Below are 17,318 nucleotides of genomic sequence, written 5' to 3'. Positions count from 1 at the left end.
CACTGTCGAAGCGCTGGGCGCTGTGGTGCGAGGCACCCCGGAGATTGGCGAGCTCGATCTCAACCCGGTTTTGGTCCTGCCTGAAGGGGAAGGCGCGCTGGCGCTCGATGCGCTGATTTCAGGGTAAGGAAGGTAGATTCCGAGGGCCATCGCCCTCGGGCTCCCCGAACTGTCGACCTCACGTTGCGCGCGCTGCGGTGGCTGCGAAAGGTGAGGTTGCCCATTTGGGGGGCAAGGGGCGATGGCCCCTTGAATCTCTTCTTCCTGCCTACACACGAAAAAAGCCGCCTTCCCATTGGGAAAGCGGCTTTTCCTTTAGTTCAGAAGGCCGTCAGCTGTCGGCCTTGGCGCGGTCCTTGTCGTAGGCGCCCAGGCCCGGCTTGTAGCTCTTCTCGTCGATGAACTGGCGGATGCCTTCCTTGCGGCCTTCGGTCTTGTCGTGGAAGTTGCAGGCTTCCTGCATGCGCACGAGGTAATCCTCGGCCTCGTCGTAGGTCATCAGGCCCACGCGGCGCACGGCGTCCTTGGCGAACTTGAGCGTGACCGGGTTCTTTTCCAGCATCATGTTGGCGATCTCGGAGGTGCGGGCCTTGAGCTGGTCGGCGGGTACGCTCTCGTTGACGAGGCGCATCGCGCTGGCCTGCTTGCCGTCGATGAGGTCGCCGGTCAGCGTCAGCCACATGGCATCGCGCATCGGCAGCAGGTCGACCACGACCTTGGTCACACCGCCGCCGGGCAGGATGCCCCAGTTGATCTCGGACAAGCCGAACTTGGCATCGTCCGAACAGATCGCGAGGTCGCAGGCGAACAGCGGACCGAAGCCGCCGCCAAAGCACCAGCCGTTGACCATCGCGATGGTGGGCTTCTGGTACCAGCGCAACCGGCGGAACCAGCCGTAGCTTTCCGACTGGGACTTGCGGACGCCGCGAAGGCCGTTGGCCTCGGTCTCGCGGAAGTATTCCTTGAGGTCCATGCCCGCCGACCAGGCGGTGCCTTCGCCGCCGAGCACGAGAGCGCCCACGTCGTCGCGGAATTCCAGCTCGTCGAGCACTTCCATCATGCGGCGGTTGAGCTTGGGGCTCATCGCGTTGCGCTTGGCCGGACGCGAGAAATAGACCCAGGCGACGCCGTTCTCGACCGTGTAGGTGACGGTATCGGCTTGCTCTTCACTCATCCTTGTCTTCCTTTCCTTGCAGGCTCTCCCGGCCTGACGTTTTATGTATCCTCAGGATACAATATCGGAAGCCGCGATCAAGCGAAACCGTCACCGTGCGTCGTGGGACGCGTCCCGTCAGTCGCGTGGGCCCACGTTGGGGGCGTAGGCGCAGATCTTGTTGCCATCCGGATCGCGCAGGTACGCGCCGTACATGTTGCCCGGCGAATTGGGGCGAAAGCCGGGGGCGCCCTCGCTGCTTCCCCCGGCCGCGATCCCGGCGGCGTGGAAGGCATCGACCGCGTCGTAGTTCGCGGCACCCAGGCCCAGCGTGTGGCCATTGGCAAAGGTGGCGGGCTGTCCGTCGGCGGGCGGGGCGATCACGAGCGCGCCGCCCTCGGAGGGGTAGACGTAGCCGATGTCGCCGAAGGGCTGGGCGCCATAGCCCAGTGCGCCGAGGGCCGCGTCGTAGAACGCTTTGGACTTCGCCAGGTCGTTGCTGCCGAAATAGACGTGGGTGAACATGGAATTCCTCTTCCGTGTCGGGGGTTGTAGTCAGGCCTGCTCGGGGGCGGCGCTGCGCGAAATGGCAAGGACGATCACCAGCATCAGCGCGAATGCGGAGCCGAGGACCACCGTCAGCGGCTGGAGCGATACCGGCGGCCAGAGAGTGACCGCCGCGCTGGCGAGGGCGGTGACGGCGAGCTGGATCGTGCCGAGGAGACCGGCTGCCGCGCCAATGCCTTCGCGCACCGAATCGAGCGCGCTCGTTGCCGCAGGGGTCAGGACCAGGCCTGCGACCATGAAGAGCAGGACGGAGTAGGCCTGGAACCCGGCGAGCGGCACGCTGCCGGGCAGAAGCGCCGAGGCCAGTCCAAGTGCGGCGGTGATGGCGAGAGCTCCCAATGCGGCGCGCAGGGCCAGACGGCTGGCGCCCAGACGCTTGAGCAGATGCGGGGCGATCTGGGTCGCGACAATCGACATGCCTGCGTTCACCGCGAGCAACACGCTGAACCAGACAGGAGCGAGGCCATAGACGCCCGAATAGACAAAGGGGGCGGCGGTCACGAAGGCGAAGGGGACGGTTGTGGCAAGTCCCGCGACCACGGCCCAGCCGACGAAACGCCCATTGCCAAGCAGCGCGGCGAAAGCACGGGGGAGGCCGCTCCAGTCGGGCGCGCGGTTTTCGGGCGTCAGTGTCTCGGGCAGGAACAGGACGACGCAGATGGCCGCGAGCAGGCCAGCGCCCGAGAGGATCACGAAGAGCCCGCGCCAGGACACGAACTGGAGGAGGCCGCTCCCTAAGAGCGGCGCCAGCATCGGCGATATGCCGATGATGAGGAAGGTGAAGGCCATGAGCCGTGCCGCGTGGTGCCCGCGGTGCAGGTCGCGAATGATCGCGCGCGCGCTGCTGGTGCCGGCACACGCGCCCATGCCCTGCACGAAGCGCAGCGCCACAAGCTGGTCCAGGCTGGTCGCGAGGCTGCAGGCGAAAGAGGCGAGGATGAAGAGCGCAAGGCCGAAGATCAGCGGCGTGCGGCGTCCGAAGCGATCCGCCAGCGCGCCGATCGGGATCTGCGCAAAGGCGAGCCCGAAGAAGAAGGCCGAGAGCGTGCGCTGCACTGCGTTCTCATTGCCCTGTAGCGCGCCCGCCATCTCCGGCATCGCCGGCAGATAGAGGTCGATGGCAAAGGGGCCGAGGGCGGACAGGAAGCCCAGCGCGATGCCGAAGCCGAGCGTGGGTTTGCCGCTCGCCGGGGCGGCTGGGCTCTGGGGGGTAGGGGAGGTCATGTGGCCATCGTCCTGGCCGGTCGGTGCGTGCGCGCGTCGATCATCATAATAACGAATGTTATAGTATGTGGTGCCAACGAGGCAAGGCGTACGTGTACGCTTCGCGGCCGCGATGGCGCGGCGGCAAATGGTGTGAGGCGTTAGGGAGGGGGCAAGCTGCCAGCCTGGCAGGGCCTTGCGCGGCCCGGCGATCAGGCCTCGTCGGCGGGGCGGGTGCGCTCGAGGAAGAGCGATTGCCCTTGCGCGTCGGTGGCTTCCAGGGTCGTGATCAGCGTGCTCAGGATGTGGTCAAACATCGCCACTTCGTGGGGCTTGAGATCGGAGAGAAGATAGTCGGCCACGCGCTCGGTCTGCGGGCGCATGATCGTATAGAGACGATGGCCTTCCTCGGTCAGTGTAAGCCGCTTGCGGCGGCGATTCGTCTCGTCCCGCTCAACCTTGACACGACCATGCTTCTCCAGAGCAGAAACCGCGCGCGAGACGCTCATCGCGTTGACGCCGGTACGTTCGGCGAGTTCGTGGCTGGCCGAATGCGGATAACGCCCGATCAGCATGAGCATGCGGAACTCGTTGATGCTGATCTTGTACTGGTGCTCCAGGTTGACCGAGAACGGCGTCATCAACCGGTTTGACAGCTTGAGCAGGCGGTGAAGGATCTCCGCGTGCGGGCTCGATGTCTCCAAGGCCTCCAGCGCGGGGGCATCAGCTCCATCTCCCAAAGGTTCCTGATCGGTGTCAGCCATTGGCGGGCATTTGGGCAGGAGCTTTGTTGGTTGTCAAGATAATCACGAATGTTACTTATCGCCGGAGGGATGAGGAGGGAAATTTCCGTGGAGCACAGCCGAGTGAATGTAAATAGGGACGACGTCGCCGCGTTCCTGAAAACGGTTGCGCAGGCTATCGGTTCCGATCGCGTACATGCGGGCGAGGACGACCGGCAGGCCTACAGCGATCAGATGGGCTTCGATCTTGCCCGCCATGCGCCTTCGGGCGCGGTGGCGCCCCGCTCGGTCGAGGAACTGCGCGAGGTGGTGCTGGCCGCCAACGCGCACAAGGTCCCGCTCTGGCCGATCTCGCGGGGCAAGAACTTCGGCTATGGCGGGGCCGCTCCGGTCCTGGCGGGCGCGGTGGTGGTCGACCTTTCCGGGCTCAGGCGCATTCACGAGATCGACGAGAAGCGCGGCGTCTGCGTGGTCGAGCCGGGGGTGGGCTTCTACGATCTCTACGACGAACTCGCCAGGCGCGGCCATCCGTTGTGGCTTTCCGTCCCGGGCAATGCCTGGGGGAGCGTTGCGGGCAATGCGCTTGAGCGCGGCAAGGGACCGCAGCCTTACGGCGATCACGGCGCGCAGATCTGCGGTCTGGAGGTGATGCTCCCCGACGGATCGCTGGTGCGCACGGGCACGGGCGCCATGGAAGGCTCGGCGACCTGGCACCTTTCGCGCGACACGTACGGTCCGGCCTGGGACCAGATGTTCTGCCAGTCGAACTTCGGGATCGTCACACGGCTCGGGTTGTGGCTCATGCCCGCGCCCGAGGCGACGCTGTCTGTGGACTATGCGCTGCCCGACGCCAGCGATCTCGCACGCGGGGTCGATGCGCTCTACCCGCTGCGCCAGCGCGGGCTGATCGATCACGACCCGGCCTGGGTCAGTTATGTCGGCATTGCCTCATTCGTGGGGCCTCGCGCGCAGTGGTACGAGGGCGAGGGTCTTTTGCCCGAGGATGTGGGCGCAGGCATTCGCAGCCAGCTGGGCATCGGCTGGTGGAATTCGCAGCTCAATTTCTATGGGCCTGAAAAGGTGATCCGGGCCAAGTTCGAGGTCGTGGCCGATGCGCTTGCGGCGCAGTTGGGCCAGCGGCCCGAGCCTCGGCTGTGGCGCCAGGGCGACGACTTTGGCGCGAGCCACGCGGGCATTCCCTCCACCCGCGACATGGCCATGATCGACTGGTACGGCGGGCGCGGGGGACACCTGGGATTCTCGCCGATCCTCCCCGCCGACGGCACGCGCGCGCAGGCCCAGTTCGAAAGCACGCGAGCCCGCTTCGAGGCGGCGGGGATCGACTATTACGGGGCCTTCTCGGTAGGCGCGCGGGCGATTATCAACATCAATGAGATCCTCTACGACCGCGACAATCCTCAGATGGCGCGCGCGGTGCCCCAGCTAATGGACACGCTGATCGCGGACGCGGCGAAAGATGGGTATGGCGAGTACCGCACCCATATCGATGCCATGGATACGGTGGCGGCAACCCAGAACTACGGCGCGGACGCCTCCGGCATGGGCGCGATGGGACGCCTCAACGGCGTGCTCAAGGATGCGCTTGATCCCCATGGCATCCTGGCGCCGGGCAAGCAGGGGATCTGGCCCGAGCGCTACCGGGGCTGAGCGCGGCGTTCTCTGGTGCGCGGCACCATCGCGGCGACCGCCTCGACCGCGTTCCAGTGGCCGGCAACAGGCGCCTCTTCAGGGTAAATCTCCAGTTCGATCTCCGGCGCAAGGCCGGTCTCCTCGTAGACCGTGCCATCGGGCGCGGCGAAAGTCTCGTTCGCGAGTTCGAGGAGCCAGCCGTTGGGAAGCGGCTTGGCGAGAGGGGTTGAGAAGGCGCCGCGCGTGCGCGTACCGACCTGCGTGACGCGCGGGTTCTGGCGAAAGGCGAGCGTGGCGAGTTCGCCGCCGCTGACCGTGACATCGCTCGTCATCACGTAGACCGGCCCTGCGAAACGCGCACCGGTGGCGGGGGTGATGGTGTGGGGGAACGGGGCAAGGCCTGATCCGCGGGCGCGGGTCGTGAAGCCTGTCTGCGCGCTGTCGAGGAAGCGGGCGGGCAGGGCCTTGGCGATCTGGTCCCATCCGCCCCGGTTGTTGGAAAGATCGACGATCACCCCGTCGAGCCTGGCAAAGTCGGCCAAGGCTTGGTCGAGCGCATCGTTGAACGCGGCCATTTCCGCCTCGGCCCACTGCGGCGTCGCAAAGTCGTTGCGCTCGGTGAAGCCGCCCATGACGAAGACCTGCAGATAGCCCACGCGCCCGTCGATCACGCCCCACACGATGCGCCCGCCTCCGGCCGTGCGCGCGCTCTCCCCCAGCTTTGCGGTGGTCTGCTCGATGAGCGCGCCGAGCCAGGCGGGCTCGCCCCCCTCGCGGGCACGGATGCGCGGGAGAGTCTCGCCCTGGCCGTCCTGCACGCGGCGGCGCTGGCCGTCGACTTCACCCAGCAGCTTGGTGTGGCTGTCCGAAAGCCCTTCCATGAAGGCGGCAAGTGCGTCCCACAGTTGGGCCTCGTCCATGCCGGGATGCATCTTCGCACGCAGCGCCGCGCGGCGCGCCGCAAACCCGGGAGGGCGCCTATCGAAAAAGGCGTAGTGGCGTTCGAAATGGTCGAGAAAGGCCGTGGCTACGGCGCCGGGCTTGCGATCTGTCGGCGCGCTGCAGGCTGGGGGCAAGGCGGGGAGGCGGTCGAAGACGACGTTGGTGTCCCCCTCCAGCAACTGGAAGATTGCCGCCTGGCCGCCGGGAAGCGCGCGGAAATAGCGGTAGCGCGCGCTGTCCATCTCGCTTTGCGCGTTTTGCGCCAAAGGCGGGCGATAGCAGGTCGTTCCCTCCTGATAGCGGGTGACGCCAGCCTCGTCGATCTCGAGCAGCCAGCCATAGCCGCGCGAGCGCCAGATGCCGCGCACGGCCGGATCGGTGGAGCCATTGCTGCGCACGATGCTCTGCACAGGACCAGCCTCCTCCCACGGGCGCGCCGCTTGGGATTGCGCGGCGTGGGCTTGGGCGGACAGGGGCGCGCTGAGGCAGGTGGCGGCGAGGAGCGCCGCAGCAGGAACACGGATCATGGCCGACATGCTAGCGCGCGACTTGCCGGGCTCAAGCGCGCGGTCGATGGAAGGCCGACCGGGATCGACGGGGCTCAATCCATCAGGGCGCAGCTGACACCTGTGAACTGGCCATCCGTCACGTGGTAGTGGATGTACTGGCGCAGTTCCTGCACCTCGCCCTTGCGGATCGGGAAGAACTGGTCGAGCCCCTGCGCGGCGAGCGCTTCTGCGGTCAGGTCCTTGCGCGCCTCGATGCGGATAACCCCTTCGAGGGCGACGAGTTCGTCGCTTGCGGCAAAGCGCTCGATGGTCAGCGTCTCCTCCACGTGGTCGTGCAGGAAGCCATAGAAATCACGGAACGCCTCGCGCGTGGCGAGGTCAACACCAAAGAAGGTGAGGTGCGCGCCGGGTGCGTAGAAGTCGTAGACGGCATCGTAGTCGCGCGCGTTGAAGGCGGCGGCGTAACGGTCGTAGTCCTCGCGGGTCATCGGGCAGGTCCTCTCTCGTCGAAATGGCGTGTCGCTCCGCCTTGCGCATATTGATAACGAGCGTTACGGTTGTGCGCAACGACTGCCCCGATGCAGCGAAGGGAGAGAGAGCTTGAACCAGACGACAGAGCCCGAGACGCGCGTCTACACCGCGCAGGAACAGGCGAACATCGACCACGTACGTACGATGATCCGCGAAGTGCTCGACGCGCTCGATCCCGATGCGGTCGACCGGTTCATCGTGCCCGACTACATTCAGCACAATCAGATGGTGGGGCAGGGTACCGAGCCGCTCAAGCAGTTCCTGCGCGAAGCCAAGGTCCATTCGCCTGAGCCGTGTCATGACATCAAGCGCATCTTTGCCGATGGCGATCACGTCATCGCGCATTACCATCTGCGCCGCTGGCCGGGTGATACGGGCTACGCGATCATGGATATCTTCCGGCTCGAGAACACGATGGTGGTCGAGCACTGGGACGTGATGATGGAAGTGCCCAGTGAGAGCCCCAACCCGATTGGACCGTTCTGAGATGGCGCGCGCGGATCGCTTCACCGGCAAGCGGGTGGTTGTCCTGGGCGGCAACAGCGGCATCGGGCTGGCCTGCGCACAGGGGTTTGCCGAGGAAGGTGCGGGCGTGCGCCTCACGGGCCGGGACCCGCAGACCATCGCCAGCGCCGTCGCCTCTATCCCCGGGGCAAAAGGCAACTCGGTCGATATCTCCGACCTCGCCGCGATGGACGCCTTCTACGAGACCGTTGCTGCCGAGGAGGGCGGCATCGATGTCCTCATGGTCAACGCCGGGATGGGCGGCTTTTCGCTGATCGAGGACATGACGAGCGAATACTGGGACCAGGTCCACGCGATCAACCTCAGGGGCTGTGTCTTTGCCATGCAAAAGGCGGTGCGGCTGATGGGGGAAGGGGGCGCGATTGTCGTCACCGGCTCGATCGGCGGCCATGCCTTCGTGCCCGGCAACGCAGCCTATGGCGCGGCCAAGGCAGGCCTTGCGCTCGCCATGCGCCAGTTCGCAGGCGAGTATGTCGCGCGCGGGATCCGGGTCAACATGGTGAGCCCGGGCCCCATCGAGACGCCGCTCCTCTACCGCAATCCCGGCATGGACGAGGCGGCGGTCGAGGCGATGCGCGGGCAGATGATCGCGGCCGTGCCGATGAAGCGCATGGGGGCAGCAAAGGAAGTGGCCGATGCGGTGCTCTTCCTCGCCTCGCATGAGGCAAGTTTCGTGACCGCGGCCAACCTGATGGTCGATGGCGGCGCGCTGGAAATCGGATGAGGATGGCATGACCCACAACGACACCACGCCCTTTGCCGGGCCTTTCTCGACGCTCGATAACCCGCGCCTCGAATTCGCGATGGAAGTGCGCCTGACCTTTCCGCGCGTGCAGATGATCGCCAACACCCCGATGGGGGGCAACCGCAGCGCGGTCTATGTCGATGGCGGGACCTTTGAGGGCCCGCACCTGAAAGGCAAGGCGGTGCCGGGATCGGGCGGTGACTATGCGACCTTCCGACCCGACGATGTGGCCGTGTTCGATGCGCGCTACATGCTGGAGGAGGACGATGGCACGCTGATCCTGCTCAACAACCGGGGGTTCCTGTGGGGGCGCAAGCCCGGCACGATGGAGCGCCTGCGCGACTGGGCCTTCAAGGGGGGCGAGCCGGTCGAGCAGCAGGAATACTATCTGCGCGGCAATCCCAGTTTCGAATGCCCGGTGGGCAAGCATGACTGGCTGACCAAGCACGTCTTCATCGGTGTGGGCGAGCGCCGCGCGGATGGCAACCTGCTGCGCTACTACGCGCTGATCTGAGGCGCGTCATGGCCGAAGCCGAGACACTCCAGCAGCGCAACGCGCGCATTGTTCTCGACATGTGGCAGGGCGTGATCCGGGAAGGAAGCCGCGAGGCCGTGCTGCGCTATATCCATCCCGACTACGTGCAGCATGCGGTGAACCTGCCTTCGGGGCGCGAGCAACTGCTCCACCTCACCGACCTCATCCGCAATCCGCCCGAGGGCTTCGTGCCGCCGGCGACCAAGCACCTGGTGCGCACGGTGGCGCAGGACGACACGGTCGTGGTGATCTGGCAGCAGGACCAGCCCGATCCCGCACGGCCAGGGGAGACCTACCCCGGGCACGCCTTCGACATGTACCGGCTGGAGGATGGTCTCATCGTCGAGCACTGGGACGACACCCGCAAGTGGGTGCGCTCCTGGGCCGAGGAACAGCCGGGAGAGCGCCCATGAACACGGCCACGCAGCTGGTTCCCGGCGCCACCGTCCCCGAGGGGCAGACCCCGCCGATGGTGGCGGCCGACCATGCACAGCTGCTCGCCAGCGCAGATCCCGTTCTCGCGGCGAACAAGCGGCTTTGCTATGACATGTACCGTATCGTGCTGCAGGGCGGCCATGCCGAGCGCGCGCACGAATTCATTGCCGAGGGCTATATCCAACACAATCCCAACGTCGTCAGCGGGCGCGAGGCGCTGGAGACTTTCATCCGCGGCTCCCGCCCGGCGCGCGAGGTCCGGCCCACCATCGAACTGCCGCTGGTTTCCATCGTGGCGGAGCGGGACATGGTGACGATGGCCTTCGTGCGCACCGAAACGGGCGAGGACGGAGAGACCTACCACACCAGCTGGTTCGATCTGTTCCGTATCGAGGATGGCCGGATAGCCGAGCATTGGGATCCGGCCATCAAGAGCGCGGCAATGCTCAGGACCGATCCCAACACGCAGCGTCTGGACTAGACGCGCGCGGCGCGCGGCGCTCCTTCGAGCGGTAGAGGTCGGCATCGGCACGGCGGAAGAGCTCGCTCGGAGAGGAGGGCTCGCAAGGCCGGGGCATGGCGAGCCCGAACGAGGCACGGATCGAGAGGGAGGTTCCTTCCCAGTCGAACGGTGCGGCGAGCGTGTGCAGGGCGGCGTTCAGGCGCTGCTGCAATTGATCCTCATTCTGGTTCTGCGCCAGCACCATGGCGAACTCGTCGCCCCCGATGCGGGCGAGCAGCAGGGCTTCGGGAAAGGCGGTACGCAGCTGTGCGCCAAAGCGGGCGAGGCAGGCATCGCCCGCGATGTGGCCGAAGGCGTCGTTGATGGCCTTGAAGTGGTCGAAGTCGAACAGCACCAGCGCGCCAGCCGAGGTCATCTCGCGCGAAGCCGACGAGGAAGGCGCGTGGGGCGCATGGAGAAAGGCGGCGTGGAACAGCGCGCGGTTGCCCAGCCCCGAGACCGGATCGGTGAAGGCGAGTTCCTCCAGCTTGCGCAGGTGTCGGCGCTCGTGGGTTATGTCCTGCTTGGTGCCGTGCAGCCGAAGGGCCTGGCCATTGCGCGATTCGACATGGGCATGGATGCGCAGCCAGCGCTCCTCGCCGTCGGCGGTATGAATCTGCGCCTCCAGAGAGAAGGCCCCGAGCACTTCGATGGCCTGCGCGCGCCGCGCCTCGAGGAGACGGCGCGATTCGGGGGCATACATGTCGAGCACCACGCGCCGGTCGACCTGCTCGCCGGGGGCGAACCCGAAAAGTTCGAAGGTCGCTTCGTTCCAGCGCAGGCTCTGATCGCCCAGATCGCACGAAAAGGCTCCGATCGCCGCGGGCGTGCCGTCACTCTGCGCGTCGGCCTCGGACGTGTACGAATCCCTGAGGGTGATCGCCTCGAAGACGGCCCGCGAGATGGAAAAGGGAGGGACAGCCTGAGCCAATGGGAGGTCGGATACCGTAGGAGTGGTGGAGGCGCGTTAAGTATCCTGGAATACTTAAGAACGGGCTAAGATCGGAGCTTTGCGAAGTGTCTAGATCAGCCCTATAAGCGCCCCGCGTTAACTAGAAAAGGGGGCTGTCACGGTCGCGACGCAGCGGTGGGCATGGCGACGCCCGATAGTGCGGCAAAGCGCGTGAGGACGGCGTCCTGGACCTTCGTGTCCTGTGTCTTGGGATCGGGCTCGCGGCGCTCCATGTGGTGCCAGTAGCCCCCGCTCGCGCCAGCCTCGTCTTTCGAATAGGTCGCAAGCCAGCACTGGGTGAGGTGGGCCTCGTCGAGGGGATCGCTGGCCGATTCGCCGCCCATGCGGGTCGGCACCCAGCCCGGATCGACAGTGTGGCACGGGGTGTCGGGAAGGTGGCGGGCAAGGCCGTTGGCCATGGCGGTCAGCAGCATCTTGCTCTCGCCATAGGCGCTTGCGCCCGACCAGCGGCGTTCGCGCCAGTCCATGTCGTCGAGCGCTTCCTCATGGCCATAGTGCATCGAGCTGCCGGTGAAGATCAGGCGCGCAGGGCGCTCAGCGAGCAGACTGAGCATGTAAGGGGCAATCGCGTTCACCATCAGGACGCGCAGGATGCCCTCGCGGGTTACCTCGCGCGTCGTGTCGATGATCCCGGCGTTGTGAATGATCGCGTCGACAGGGCCTGTCTCGTTGAGCGCCCGGGCAAGGGCGCGGACCTCCTCGAGGCTGGCAAGATCGCCGGTCAGGACCGTATTGACGTTGGCCAGCGCGCCAAAGGCGTTGATGCGCTCTTTCGAGCGGGCGTGGAGGATGACGTCGTGTCCGTTGCCGATCAGCGTCTGGATGGCGTTGCGCCCGATCCCCTGCGTTGATCCGGTGACGAAAATGCGGGCCATGTCGCGCTCCTTTCCCGCTCCTTCGGGGTGGTCTTGACGGCCCTGCCGTGCGGGAAAAACAAAGCCGCGCCAGGCCCCTGGTTGGAGCCTGTCGCGGCGGGATGTGGTCATGAAGCGTCCGCCCTGCAAGGCGCAGGCGCGGGGCGCCCGTCTCGGCTCAGGGGCGTTCCGGCTCCCAGACCGCGCCCTTGATGTGGTGGATGAGGCCGGCCGCGTTGACCTTGTAGAGGATGAGGAACTCGACTTCGACCCGCGCGCCTTTCGGCACGAGCGACATGCCGGAAAATCCGCGCGCCTCCAGCACCTCCTGCGAGAGGTCCTTCAGCCCCTCGAACGTGATGACGACATGGCCGACGAAGCCCTCGGTCCCGGGATAGAACCCGCGAAAGTCCACGGTTTCGCGGCAGTACTCGTGGAAGAAGGCGTAGAATTCGCGGAACGCGGGCTTGCCGCGCACCGCAAAGCCTGCGTTCTCCAGCACGAAGTCGTCGGTGAAGAAGGTCTCCAACGCGGCGTAGTCGCGCGCGTTGAAGGCCTTCACGTACCGAAGATAGTCCGCTTCGCACAGCGGCATCGTCGCCACCGGCGACATCACAGCTGCGAGGGCATGCCGTCGAGCAGCATCGTCTTGCTCTCGAGGAAGGAGTAGAGCCCTTCCACGCCGCCCTCACGGCCGATGCCCGACTGCTTGAAACCGCCGAAGGGCAGGCCGAATTCGAGGCGCATGCCGTTCTGGCCGAAACCGCCCGCGCGCACCTTGCGCCCGATGCGGTAGGCCGCTTCGTGATCGTTGGTCAGGACCGAGCCGTTGAGGCCGAAGGCGCTTTCGTTGGCGATGCGGATGGCGTCCTCTTCGTCCTCGGCCGGGATGAGGCTGAGAACCGGGCCGAAGATCTCTTCCTGGGCGATGCGGCTGGTGTTGTCGACGTTGGCAAAGAGGGTGGGCTCCAGGAAGTAGCCCTTGTTCATCGTGGTCGGGCGGTTGCCGCCTGTGACGAGGTCCGCGCCTTCCTGCTTGCCGATGGCGATGTAGTCCTCGACGCGTTCGAGCTGGCGCTTCATGGCAAGGGGACCCAGCTGCGTGTCGGGCGCCGTGCTGGCCCCGATCTTCACGCCCTGCATGACCTTGGCGATGGCGTCGGCCAGTTCGTCGTGGCGCGACTTGGTGACGATCGCGCGGCTCAGCATGGCGCAGACCTGCCCGCTCATCACGGTGATCGTGTTGCCCAGGATCGCAGCGGCGGCCTCGATCGGGAAGTCGTCGCGCACGATGGCTGCCGACTTGCCGCCCAGCTCCAGCGTGCAGCGCGCAACGCGGCCCGCGCAGACCTCGCCGATGCGCTTGCCCGCGATGGTGGAACCGGTGAAGCTGACCTTGTCGATGCCGGGGTTGTTGACGAGGTGGTCGGAGGCATCGCGCCCGCCGCACACCAGGTTGACGACGCCCGCCGGGATGCCGGCCGCTTCCGCCGCCTCGGCCATGATATAGGCTTCGAGCGGGGTTTCGGGCGAGGGCTTCATGATGACCGTGCAGCCGGCAACCAGCGCGTAGGCGACCTTGCTGGAGAGAATGCCGTAAGGTGCGTTCCAGGGCGCGATGCAGGCCGCAACGCCGACCGGCTCATAGGCGACAAGCGCGGTGTCGACCATCTGGCTGGGGCGGCGCACGACGAACTCGAAGTCCTGGCCGAGCGAGGCAATGAACTTGATCGTGGCGGTCGCGCCGCCATGCATCTGCGGGGCAAAGCTGGAAAGGCCGCCAACCTGCGCGGTCCAGCAGGCGCACAGTTCGGCTTCGCGCTTTTCCAGTTCCTCGGCCCAGCGCAGGACGGCGGCCCCACGCTCGGCCGGGCTCATCTGCGGCCAGGGGCCGGTGTCGAAAGCCTCGCGCGCGGCGGCAACGGCCTTGTCCATGTCGGCACTCGTTGCGTCGGCAACCACGCCGATCACCTCCTCGCTGTTGGGCGAGACGAGTTCGAAGCGTTGCGTGCCGGTTGATTCGATCCAGCTGCCGCCGATGTAGAGTTTCTCGGGGTTGCGGATATCCACGCCTTCAGGAGTCATTGCAGGTGTCCTCTTCCATTTGCGCACGGCTTGCGATCCGGCAATGATGCCGGAGGGTGCGCGTCTCTTGCCAAAACGATAACGAACGTTACGATGAGGTGCAACGCCCAAAACGCGTTTTGGGGAAGCCGATCTGGTTTCTCCGGGCGCGGCAAGAGGGCTTGGGAGAGGAGAGAGGCTGCATGGATCAGGATCCGGCAATTGCCCAGTTGCGGGCCGAAGTGGCGCAGCTGCGCGAAGAAGCACGCGCCGCGCGCGACTGGACCGAGATCGCCAACCTCCAGGCGATGTACGGATACTATGTCGACAAGGGGCTGTGGGACAAGGCGGCGGATCTGTTCGCGCGCGAGGGTACGCTCGAGATTGCAGGGCGCGGCGTCTATGTCGGGCGCGAGCGGGTGCGGGCCTATCTCCATGCCCTGCCGCCCTACGAGCGCGGCGCGCTGTTCAACCACATGCAGCTCCAGCCCGTGATCCATGCCGAGGGAGATGCGGCAAAGGCGCGCTGGCGCACCTTCATCCAGATCGCCTGGCTGGGCGGGGTCGCGCGCTGGGGCGAGGCGACGTACGAGAACAGCTATGTGCGCGAGGACGGGACCTGGCGCATCGCCTCGCTCCATGGCTTCATCACCTTCTACTGCGAGTACGACAAGGGCTTGAACGAGGGGGGCATTCCGCTCCTGCGCAAGATCGACGGGCTCCAGCCGGACCTTCCCCCCACGGTCGAGTACGAGGCGTTTCCCGAGGTCTTTGTGCCGCCCTTCCACTATGGCGATCAGGCGGCGGAGAAGGGGGTGTGACCGGTCTGTCGACAAGGCTTGATCGCGCCGCGCTCTACGCCGTGCTCGACCGCTATCTGGCGGCTCTTGACGCGCGCGACCCGGCGCAGGTGGCGTGGGCGGGTACTGGGGCGGGTACTTGGGCGGGTGATGTCTTCCACACCGAGAACAACGTCGCGCTGGTTCCCGGCGATGGGTTGTGGGCGACGATCACTGGCCGGGGGACATACGACTTTCGCTTCTGCGATCCCGAGACCGGGCAGATCGGCCTGTTCACGACGGTGATCGAGAGCGGCGACGAATCCGCCGCCGCGCTGCGCCTTGGCGTGACCGCCGGGGGCGAGGTCTGCGAGGCCGAACTGATTGTCGTGCGCCAGCGCGACGAGGCCCTGCATTTCCCTGATCCCAGGTTCGAGCCCAAGTCGGTCATGGAGGCATTCGTGCCCGAAGCCGAGCGCATGACCCGCGAACGGCTGCTGACATTGGCGAACGGCTATTTCGCGACGCTGGAGCAGAACGACGGCCAGCTATTCACCGCCTTTCACCCGGACTGCCAGCGGGTCGAGAACGGGACGCAGACGACCAACAACCCCGCCTTCATGCTGCCCATCGCCAAGCTGGGCTGCGAGGCGCAGTTTCGCCTCGGCTGGTACCGCTATGATGATCGCCTGCGCGCGCGCCGCTTCCCGCTTGTCGACGTGGAACGCGGGCTGGTCATGGCGCATGGCTTCATCGACCATCGCGGCGTGCTGGAGCGCTATACCCTGACCGACGGGAGAGAGGTGGAATCGCATATCCGCCGCCCGCACACGTTCTATCTCTCCGAGGTCTTCAAGATCGAGTCTGGCGCGATCCGCCAGGTCGAGGCGAACTTCATCACCGTGCCCTACCACATGCCCTCGCCGTGGGACGCTAAGGGGCAGGGGCAATGAGCGCGGCCGTCCCTCCGGCTGAAGCGCCCGCGCTTTCCGCCCGTTCGCGCTGGACGTCGCTGATCCTGTGCGGGGCGGTCATGCTGCTCGACGGCTATGACCTGACCGCGATGCCGCTCGCCGTACCGCATCTGGTCCAGGCCTATGGCCATGCGCCCGAAACCTTCGGTCTTGCGCTCTCCGCCGTTTTGCTGGGCCTGGGGCTTGGCGCGGTGGGGTTGGCACCGCTGGGCGATCGTTTCGGCCGCCGCCGTGTGATCCTTATCGCGATGCCGGTACTGGCTCTGGCGACCTTCGGCACGGCCACGGGCCAGAGTGTCGAGGCGTTTACGGCCTGGCGGCTCCTGACTGGTCTCGCGCTCGGCGCGTGCCTGCCCAATGTCACCGCGCTCAGCGCTGAGCTGGCGCTGCCCGGTCGGCGGGCGAGTACGATGACGATTGTCTCGATGGCCATTCCACTCGGCGCCGCAGGATCGGGTCTGGTGGTCTCGCCGCTCGTTGCTGCCTTCGGGTGGCAGGCGATCTTCATACTTCCCGGACTGGTGACTTTGCTGCTGCTGGGCCTCCTCTGGATGGCCTTGGCCGAATCCCCGGCGGTCGCAGGCGATGCCGAGGAGGGGGCAGCTTCAGGTGCGCCACTGGTGCAGTTGCTGCACCGGCCCATCTTCTACGTCACCGCGCTCATCTGCGTACTCTATGGCGTGAACGCCGCCGCGCTCTATTACATCAATTCCTGGGTGCCCACGGTCCTGCCGGATGCCGGTTTTACGCTGGAGACGGCGGCCCATGCGGTCTCGCTCCTCCAATTCGGAGGCATGGTTATCGGGCTCCTGCTTGCCCGCATGCTTGACGGGGGGCGGGTCACGGTGGTGCTGGCGGCAAGCTATGGGGCCATTGCTCTGGCGCTCCTTGCCTTCGGCCTGGTCCCGCCGACGCGCTTTGGCTGGGGTCTCCTGCTGCTGATTGCAGGAGGCGGCATTTCGGGCGTCCACGTCGCGATCCTGGCGGTGGCCTCGGGCCTGGTCCCGCCGCGCTTGCTCTCCAGCCTGATTGGCATTGCCGTGGCGGTGGCCCGGATCGGCGCCATTGGCGGCCCCTTGCTGGGCGCTGCGGTCATCGAGGGCAATGTCGGGGCTGCGCTGTTCTTCGCCTTTGCCGCGCTGCCCGTGGCCTTGTGCCTGGGCCTCACGATGCTGCTGCCCGTCGTTCGACGGGCAGCGCGGCCCGCTCAGTCGAGTGAGAGCGAGAAGTCTCTGTCCCCGCGCCAGGCGGTGAGCATCGGTCGGTAGTAGGCCCGGTAGGGCCACAGCAGGACAGCGTTGAAGAGGATCGTCAGCGCGCCGAAGACGACTTCGACGACGCCCCATTCCAGCGCGAAGTTCCAGTAGGCGATGACCACGGTCAGCGGTACGGCTGCGGCCGCGACGAGCGGCATCATGCGGTCGGCAAGGACGAGGATGGCAATCGCGATCTCGGCCACCTTGATCCAGGCGAAGAGCCCGGAATGGATGAGCGCCAGCGTGAATTCCTGACCGAGCGGCGTGTTGCCGAGCGGCTGCAGTTCGAAGGGGGTGAAATACTCCACCCCCGAGAACAGGTACCACAATCCGAAGATCCAGCGGCTGGCGTGGTAGAGCGCGCGCATCGTCTCGTCC

20 protein-coding genes are annotated in these 17,318 nt (G+C 66.2%); 9 read left to right on the top strand and 11 right to left on the bottom strand.

Annotated features, from left to right (window positions below):
- Positions 1-331 precede the first annotated feature (331 nt).
- The 4 genes from MTR65_RS10160 to MTR65_RS10145 all read right to left on the bottom strand — a co-directional run bounded on the left by MTR65_RS10160 (position 332) and on the right by MTR65_RS10145 (position 3,687).
- A complete protein-coding gene (locus MTR65_RS10160; protein ID WP_243799749.1) occupies positions 332-1,174 on the bottom strand; it encodes a p-hydroxycinnamoyl CoA hydratase/lyase in 843 nt (280 codons plus the stop codon).
- Between the two features lie 117 nt (positions 1,175-1,291).
- The gene (locus tag MTR65_RS10155; protein ID WP_243799747.1) at positions 1,292-1,678 is read right to left on the bottom strand and encodes a VOC family protein; all 387 of its coding nucleotides are present in this window, start codon (positions 1,676-1,678) and stop codon (positions 1,292-1,294) included.
- A 30-nt stretch (positions 1,679-1,708) separates the two neighbouring features.
- Positions 1,709-2,944, bottom strand: a complete 1,236-nt coding sequence (locus MTR65_RS10150) for a multidrug effflux MFS transporter (RefSeq protein ID WP_243799745.1) — start codon at positions 2,942-2,944, stop codon at positions 1,709-1,711.
- 191 nt (positions 2,945-3,135) lie between these two features.
- Entirely contained in the window at positions 3,136-3,687 is a 552-nt protein-coding gene (locus tag MTR65_RS10145) for a MarR family winged helix-turn-helix transcriptional regulator (RefSeq protein ID WP_243799743.1), read from the bottom strand.
- An 87-nt stretch (positions 3,688-3,774) separates the two neighbouring features.
- Here MTR65_RS10145 and MTR65_RS10140 point away from each other — a divergent pair, with 87 nt between their 5' ends.
- Complete coding sequence (locus MTR65_RS10140) at positions 3,775-5,334, top strand: FAD-binding oxidoreductase (RefSeq protein ID WP_243799741.1); 1,560 nt, start codon at positions 3,775-3,777, stop codon at positions 5,332-5,334.
- Here the strand turns inward: MTR65_RS10140 and MTR65_RS10135 are convergent.
- The gene (locus tag MTR65_RS10135) at positions 5,322-6,785 is read right to left on the bottom strand and encodes a S41 family peptidase (protein WP_243799739.1); all 1,464 of its coding nucleotides are present in this window, start codon (positions 6,783-6,785) and stop codon (positions 5,322-5,324) included. The genes MTR65_RS10140 and MTR65_RS10135 overlap by 13 nt on opposite strands.
- Positions 6,786-6,859: 74 nt before the next feature.
- Positions 6,860-7,255, bottom strand: a complete 396-nt coding sequence (locus tag MTR65_RS10130) for a nuclear transport factor 2 family protein (protein WP_243799736.1) — start codon at positions 7,253-7,255, stop codon at positions 6,860-6,862.
- Positions 7,256-7,367: 112 nt separating this feature from the next.
- Here MTR65_RS10130 and MTR65_RS10125 point away from each other — a divergent pair, with 112 nt between their 5' ends.
- From MTR65_RS10125 to MTR65_RS10105, 5 genes are read left to right on the top strand one after another with little or no spacing between them, the layout of a single operon-like run.
- Positions 7,368-7,784, top strand: coding sequence for a nuclear transport factor 2 family protein (locus MTR65_RS10125; RefSeq protein WP_226634281.1), 417 nt, complete (start codon positions 7,368-7,370; stop codon positions 7,782-7,784).
- A gap of 1 nt (position 7,785) precedes the next feature.
- Positions 7,786-8,547 carry an SDR family NAD(P)-dependent oxidoreductase gene (locus tag MTR65_RS10120; RefSeq protein ID WP_243799733.1) on the top strand — a complete coding sequence of 254 codons (762 nt, stop codon included), beginning with the start codon at positions 7,786-7,788 and terminating at the stop codon, positions 8,545-8,547.
- 7 nt (positions 8,548-8,554) lie between these two features.
- Positions 8,555-9,082, top strand: coding sequence for a DUF3237 domain-containing protein (locus tag MTR65_RS10115; protein WP_226634277.1), 528 nt, complete (start codon positions 8,555-8,557; stop codon positions 9,080-9,082).
- Positions 9,083-9,090: 8 nt separating this feature from the next.
- Positions 9,091-9,516, top strand: a complete 426-nt coding sequence (locus MTR65_RS10110; protein ID WP_243799731.1) for a nuclear transport factor 2 family protein — start codon at positions 9,091-9,093, stop codon at positions 9,514-9,516.
- Positions 9,513-10,019 (top strand): nuclear transport factor 2 family protein, encoded by a 507-nt coding sequence (locus tag MTR65_RS10105; protein ID WP_243799729.1) that lies wholly within the window; start codon positions 9,513-9,515, stop codon positions 10,017-10,019. Before MTR65_RS10110 ends, MTR65_RS10105 begins: the two co-directional genes overlap by 4 nt.
- Here the strand turns inward: MTR65_RS10105 and MTR65_RS10100 are convergent.
- From MTR65_RS10100 to MTR65_RS10085, 4 genes are all read right to left on the bottom strand, one after another.
- Complete coding sequence (locus MTR65_RS10100; protein WP_243799727.1) at positions 9,985-10,971, bottom strand: GGDEF domain-containing protein; 987 nt, start codon at positions 10,969-10,971, stop codon at positions 9,985-9,987. The genes MTR65_RS10105 and MTR65_RS10100 overlap by 35 nt on opposite strands.
- 137 nt (positions 10,972-11,108) lie before the next feature.
- On the bottom strand, positions 11,109-11,888 hold the full coding sequence (locus MTR65_RS10095; protein ID WP_243799725.1) for an SDR family NAD(P)-dependent oxidoreductase: 780 nt from the start codon (positions 11,886-11,888) through the stop codon (positions 11,109-11,111).
- 157 nt (positions 11,889-12,045) lie between these two features.
- Entirely contained in the window at positions 12,046-12,462 is a 417-nt protein-coding gene (locus tag MTR65_RS10090; RefSeq protein ID WP_243799764.1) for a nuclear transport factor 2 family protein, read from the bottom strand.
- 17 nt (positions 12,463-12,479) lie between these two features.
- Positions 12,480-13,952 (bottom strand): aldehyde dehydrogenase, encoded by a 1,473-nt coding sequence (locus tag MTR65_RS10085; RefSeq protein WP_243799723.1) that lies wholly within the window; start codon positions 13,950-13,952, stop codon positions 12,480-12,482.
- A gap of 182 nt (positions 13,953-14,134) precedes the next feature.
- On the opposite strand from MTR65_RS10085, the gene MTR65_RS10080 reads away from it, so the two are divergent.
- The 3 genes from MTR65_RS10080 to MTR65_RS10070 are packed head-to-tail and all read left to right on the top strand — an operon-like array spanning position 14,135 to position 16,952.
- Positions 14,135-14,752 (top strand): nuclear transport factor 2 family protein, encoded by a 618-nt coding sequence (locus MTR65_RS10080; RefSeq protein ID WP_243799720.1) that lies wholly within the window; start codon positions 14,135-14,137, stop codon positions 14,750-14,752.
- Positions 14,749-15,663, top strand: coding sequence for a DUF8021 domain-containing protein (locus MTR65_RS10075; protein ID WP_243799718.1), 915 nt, complete (start codon positions 14,749-14,751; stop codon positions 15,661-15,663). The genes MTR65_RS10080 and MTR65_RS10075 overlap by 4 nt, the downstream gene beginning before the upstream one ends.
- Positions 15,660-16,952, top strand: coding sequence for an MFS transporter (locus tag MTR65_RS10070; RefSeq protein WP_243799716.1), 1,293 nt, complete (start codon positions 15,660-15,662; stop codon positions 16,950-16,952). The genes MTR65_RS10075 and MTR65_RS10070 overlap by 4 nt, the downstream gene beginning before the upstream one ends.
- Here the strand turns inward: MTR65_RS10070 and MTR65_RS10065 are convergent.
- Positions 16,892-17,308 (bottom strand): hypothetical protein, encoded by a 417-nt coding sequence (locus MTR65_RS10065; protein ID WP_243799714.1) that lies wholly within the window; start codon positions 17,306-17,308, stop codon positions 16,892-16,894. The two genes, MTR65_RS10070 and MTR65_RS10065, sit on opposite strands and share 61 nt — an antisense overlap.
- Positions 17,309-17,318 lie beyond the last annotated feature (10 nt).

Origin of the sequence: Novosphingobium mangrovi (genome assembly GCF_022818885.1) — a bacterium.
Classification (GTDB): Bacteria; Pseudomonadota; Alphaproteobacteria; order Sphingomonadales; family Sphingomonadaceae; genus Novosphingobium; species Novosphingobium mangrovi.
This window is presented reverse-complemented; position numbering and strand designations above follow the sequence as displayed.

Excerpts from the sequence above, each read along its gene's own strand:
- MTR65_RS10160 (WP_243799749.1), bottom strand. The coding sequence starts at position 1,174 with ATGAGTGAAGAGCAAGCCGATACCGTCACCTACACGGTCGAGAACGGC.
- MTR65_RS10155 (WP_243799747.1), bottom strand. The coding sequence starts at position 1,678 with ATGTTCACCCACGTCTATTTCGGCAGCAACGACCTGGCGAAGTCCAAA.
- MTR65_RS10150 (WP_243799745.1), bottom strand. The coding sequence starts at position 2,944 with ATGACCTCCCCTACCCCCCAGAGCCCAGCCGCCCCGGCGAGCGGCAAA.
- MTR65_RS10145 (WP_243799743.1), bottom strand. The coding sequence starts at position 3,687 with ATGGCTGACACCGATCAGGAACCTTTGGGAGATGGAGCTGATGCCCCC.
- MTR65_RS10135 (WP_243799739.1), bottom strand. The coding sequence starts at position 6,785 with ATGATCCGTGTTCCTGCTGCGGCGCTCCTCGCCGCCACCTGCCTCAGC.
- MTR65_RS10130 (WP_243799736.1), bottom strand. The coding sequence starts at position 7,255 with ATGACCCGCGAGGACTACGACCGTTACGCCGCCGCCTTCAACGCGCGC.
- MTR65_RS10120 (WP_243799733.1), top strand. The coding sequence starts at position 7,786 with ATGGCGCGCGCGGATCGCTTCACCGGCAAGCGGGTGGTTGTCCTGGGC.
- MTR65_RS10115 (WP_226634277.1), top strand. The coding sequence starts at position 8,555 with ATGACCCACAACGACACCACGCCCTTTGCCGGGCCTTTCTCGACGCTC.
- MTR65_RS10110 (WP_243799731.1), top strand. The coding sequence starts at position 9,091 with ATGGCCGAAGCCGAGACACTCCAGCAGCGCAACGCGCGCATTGTTCTC.
- MTR65_RS10105 (WP_243799729.1), top strand. The coding sequence starts at position 9,513 with ATGAACACGGCCACGCAGCTGGTTCCCGGCGCCACCGTCCCCGAGGGG.
- MTR65_RS10095 (WP_243799725.1), bottom strand. The coding sequence starts at position 11,888 with ATGGCCCGCATTTTCGTCACCGGATCAACGCAGGGGATCGGGCGCAAC.
- MTR65_RS10090 (WP_243799764.1), bottom strand. The coding sequence starts at position 12,462 with ATGCCGCTGTGCGAAGCGGACTATCTTCGGTACGTGAAGGCCTTCAAC.
- MTR65_RS10085 (WP_243799723.1), bottom strand. The coding sequence starts at position 13,952 with ATGACTCCTGAAGGCGTGGATATCCGCAACCCCGAGAAACTCTACATC.
- MTR65_RS10080 (WP_243799720.1), top strand. The coding sequence starts at position 14,135 with ATGGATCAGGATCCGGCAATTGCCCAGTTGCGGGCCGAAGTGGCGCAG.
- MTR65_RS10070 (WP_243799716.1), top strand. The coding sequence starts at position 15,660 with ATGAGCGCGGCCGTCCCTCCGGCTGAAGCGCCCGCGCTTTCCGCCCGT.
- MTR65_RS10065 (WP_243799714.1), bottom strand. The coding sequence starts at position 17,308 with ATGCGCGCGCTCTACCACGCCAGCCGCTGGATCTTCGGATTGTGGTAC.